Genomic DNA, 3,646 nt, shown 5'->3' on the forward strand with positions numbered 1-3,646 from the left:
AAAGCAATCCAGGGCCGTGTAGTGCTGCCCTGGATTGCTTTGCTGCGCTCGCAATGACGAGGTAAGGGGGGGGCTGAATTCGCCCGGGCGATGAGCCGCATCTCGTCAATCTAGATAGTGCGTACTATCAAATCGGCAGGGAGAGCCTGCCATGCACATCGAACCTGCCATCGTGCCCTATCTCGCCGACCTCGAAGGGGCGGTCGCGAACCTTGCGGATACCTGGCGGCCTGACGATCCGGCCTACCGTGCCGACGTCTACCGCCAGACCATGGCGAGCCTGTCCTATTCCTACTTCATGTACTTCCACGCCGATGCCGAACACCCGGACTGGGCGCCGCTGTGGAACCCGGTCTACACGCTCCAGCCCAACCCGGACGACATCTACACGCAGTCGCCGATCCGGGGCGACCTGACCTACCGCGTTTCCGGCAACCGGGGGACATGCCGCATCCTCTCGTTCACCACGCAGGCCGCGCTGTCGGGCACGGTGGACGCCATGCCGCGCCCCAATGGCCACAACGAGTGCGACACCAACGACCTCGGCATCGCTCTGGGCGAGGACTTCTCCATCGTGTTCAGCGCCGAGCGGCCCGCCGGATACGAGGGTCACTGGGCACCGATCGACCGCTCCGCGCGCGGCATGTTCACCCGCTTTCGCATGTACGACTGGGAGCGCGAGGTGGACCCGGTGCTGTCGATCGAATGCCTCGACCCGGTGCCGCCCAAACCGCGCCTCGCGCCCGAGGAAATCCTGCGCCGCATCGGCGAGATGGCGAAGCTGCCGCGCCGCAAGACCGACCTCTACTACCCCATGCAGAACGGGGTGAAGGAGCGTGTCGGCTTCAACGTGTTCGAGCCGGTGCGCTATCCCGGCGCGCTGGTGAAGCAGACCTACTGGCCCGCCTGCTTCCAGCTGGAAGACGACGAGGCGCTGATCATCGAGACCGAGATTCCCGCCCGCGCGCCCTACTGGAACGTGCAGCTCAACGACCCGTACTTCAACGCGCTGGAATATGTGTACCGCCTCAGCAGCACGAATGGCGCGATGGCGCGGCTGTCGAGCGACGGGAAGTTCCGCGCCGTCATCGCGCTGACCGATCCGGGGGTGCCCAACTGGCTCGACCCCGCAGGCTACAACGAAGGCGGCATCTACGGTCGCTGGTACGATTGCGACAGCGAGCCGGTGCCCACGATCACCCGCGTCAGGCTGGCGGACCTGCGCTCCCATTTGCCCGAGGACACGCCCGTGGTCACCCCGGCCGAGCGCTCCGAGGAGATCCGCCGCCGCGTCGCCGCGTGCCAGCGGCGGCGGCGCTGGTGAGAGGCTGAGCGATGGACCTCGGCTACGATCCGCCCGAAACCTTCCGCCATGCGCTCGGCCAGTTGCACGATACCGTCATCGCCGAGACCGGCAGTGACGATTTCGGTCCGGCCGACTACCTGCCGGGCCTCACCGTGCTGTTGCAGTCGATGGACTACGACCCGCGCTTTTCCGAACAGGGCAGGCGCGCGGCATGGGGCATGGTCGTCGGCGTGCTGCGCGGGCGGGCGCAGGCCGTGGTGGCGATGAAGGCGAACCCCGGCTTCGATGCGGCCCCGGTGCTGTCGCCGGTGGTCATCACCGGGGTGCCGCGCACAGGGACGACGGCTCTGCACCGGCTGCTCGCGGTCGATCCGCGCTTTCAGGGGCTGCAGACGTGGCTGCTCGACAGTCCGATGCCGCGCCCGCCGATGGCGCGCTGGGCGGAGTATCCGCAGTATCGCAAGACCCTCGCCGGGCTGGATGCGCAGTATACGGCGCTCCCCGATGCCAGAGCCGCGCATTTCCGCGCCGCCGAGGAAGTCCACGAATGCTGCATGCTGCTGCGGCAGTCGTTCGTCTCGAACTTGTGGTCGTGCGGCTGGTCGGCGGCGACTTACGATGCGTGGTGGCAGTGCCAGAGCGAGGCGGCGGCCTATTCCCACTTCGCGCGGTGCGTCCGGCTGATCGGCATGAATGATCCCGACAAGCGCTGGCTGCTCAAGAACCCCGGCCATATCGCGCACCTCGACTTGCTGCTGGCGGTGTTCCCCGACGCCCGCGTGATCCAGACTCACCGCGATCCGGGCAAGGCGGTGCCGAGCCTCGTCTCGCTGCTGATGAACATGAACGGGCTGATGGAGCCCGACCGCAATCAGCAGCGCGCGGAAAACCTGCTGCGCCGCGAAGTCGCCAAGTGGGCCAATGCGGTGGAGAAGTGCGAGGCGGTGCGCGCGCGGTATCCGGGTCAGGTGCTCGATGTGGTCCACGCCGATTTCCACGCCCGCCCGATGGAGACGGTGGAGGCGATCTATCGCTTCATCGGCATGGACATTCCCGAGGAAACCCGAGCCGCGTTGCAGCGCCGGATCGAGGAGAAGCCCGAACTCAGCCACGGCGTCCACCGCTATTCCATCACCGACTACGGTATGACCGCCGATGAGGCGCGCGAGCCTTTCCGCGCTTACATAGAGCGCTACGACCTGCTGGAGACGCGGGCATGAAGGCGGCGATCTATCCCGGCAGCGGCCAGCCGATCGTGATCGAGACGATCGCCGACCCAAAGCCCGGCCCCGGCGACCTGCTGATCCGCGTGGACCGCTGCGGCATCTGCGGCACCGACCTTGCCATGACCAGGGGCGGCGCGTGGGACTTCGGCGCCGGTGTCCAGTTCGGGCACGAGTTCGCCGGAACCGTGGTCGAGGTCGGCCGCGGGGTCGAGGGCTGGAAGGTCGGCGATCCGCTGGCGGTGCTGCCCTCGGTCGCCTGCGGGGAGTGCGAGACCTGCCGTGCCCATGGCAACAATGTGCTGTGCCGCGAGAGCCCCGCGCGGGCCTCGGTCGGCTTCGCGCAATACGCCCGGATATCGGCTAGCGTCGCCACTCCGCTGCCGAAGACGCTTTCCATGGCTGACGGGGCGCTGATCGAACCCTTGGCGATCAGCCTTTACGGCACGCAGATGGCGCGAATCCGGCCGGGCGAGCGGGTGCTGGTGCTCGGCGGCGGGACGGTGGCGCTCTATGCGATCTGGTGGGCGCGGCGGCTGGGAGCGGGGCGGGTGACCGCGATGTCGCGCTCGTCGCGGCGGCGGGACTTGTGCCTGCAGATGGGGGCGGACGCCTTCGTGGCCTTCGGGGACAACGAGGCGGGCGAAGTCGTCGAGGCGCTGGGCGGTGCACCGCAGGTGGTGCTGGAAGGCGTGGGCGCGCCGGGGATGCTTGGCCGCGCGGTCCAGCACGCTGCGCCGTTCGGGCGGATCGTCAGCCTGGGGTTCTGCACCGCGCCCGACCCGGTGATCCCGGCGATCGCGAGCTACAAGTGCGTGTCGATGCACTTCGCGGTCGGCTATTCCATGCGGGAGTTTCTTTTCATCGCCGACCTTCTGGGACGCGGCCATGTCCATGCCGATCCCAAGGCGATCGTCACCGACACCATCGCCTTGGAGCAGTTGCCTGCGATGTTCGAGACCCTGCGCGGCCCGAATGCGGAAACCAAGGTCCACGTGCGCTGCGATTAGGTCGTCGTCCCGGACTTGATCCGGGACCGCTGGCTGTCTTTAGGTAAGAGCTAGCTGCGCGCGCCCGCGAGGTGGGCTGTTCATGGTCAGCGGTCCCGGATCAAGTC

Annotated in this window: 3 protein-coding genes; all 3 read left to right on the plus strand. The window is 67.6% G+C overall.

The annotated features are described in order from the left end of the window. Positions 1 to 151 precede the first annotated feature (151 nt). The 3 genes from ACYPYD_RS07475 to ACYPYD_RS07485 are packed head-to-tail and all read left to right on the plus strand — an operon-like array spanning position 152 to position 3,539. Complete coding sequence (locus ACYPYD_RS07475; RefSeq protein WP_459662653.1) at positions 152 to 1,324, plus strand: hypothetical protein; 1,173 nt, start codon at positions 152 to 154, stop codon at positions 1,322 to 1,324. 11 nt (positions 1,325 to 1,335) lie between these two features. Further along, positions 1,336 to 2,526, plus strand: coding sequence for a sulfotransferase family protein (locus tag ACYPYD_RS07480; protein ID WP_459662654.1), 1,191 nt, complete (start codon positions 1,336 to 1,338; stop codon positions 2,524 to 2,526). Then, entirely contained in the window at positions 2,523 to 3,539 is a 1,017-nt protein-coding gene (locus tag ACYPYD_RS07485) for an alcohol dehydrogenase catalytic domain-containing protein (protein ID WP_069708198.1), read from the plus strand. Before ACYPYD_RS07480 ends, ACYPYD_RS07485 begins: the two co-directional genes overlap by 4 nt. Positions 3,540 to 3,646: the final 107 nt, after the last annotated feature.

It is taken from the genome of Novosphingobium sp. 11B, from assembly GCF_054589055.1.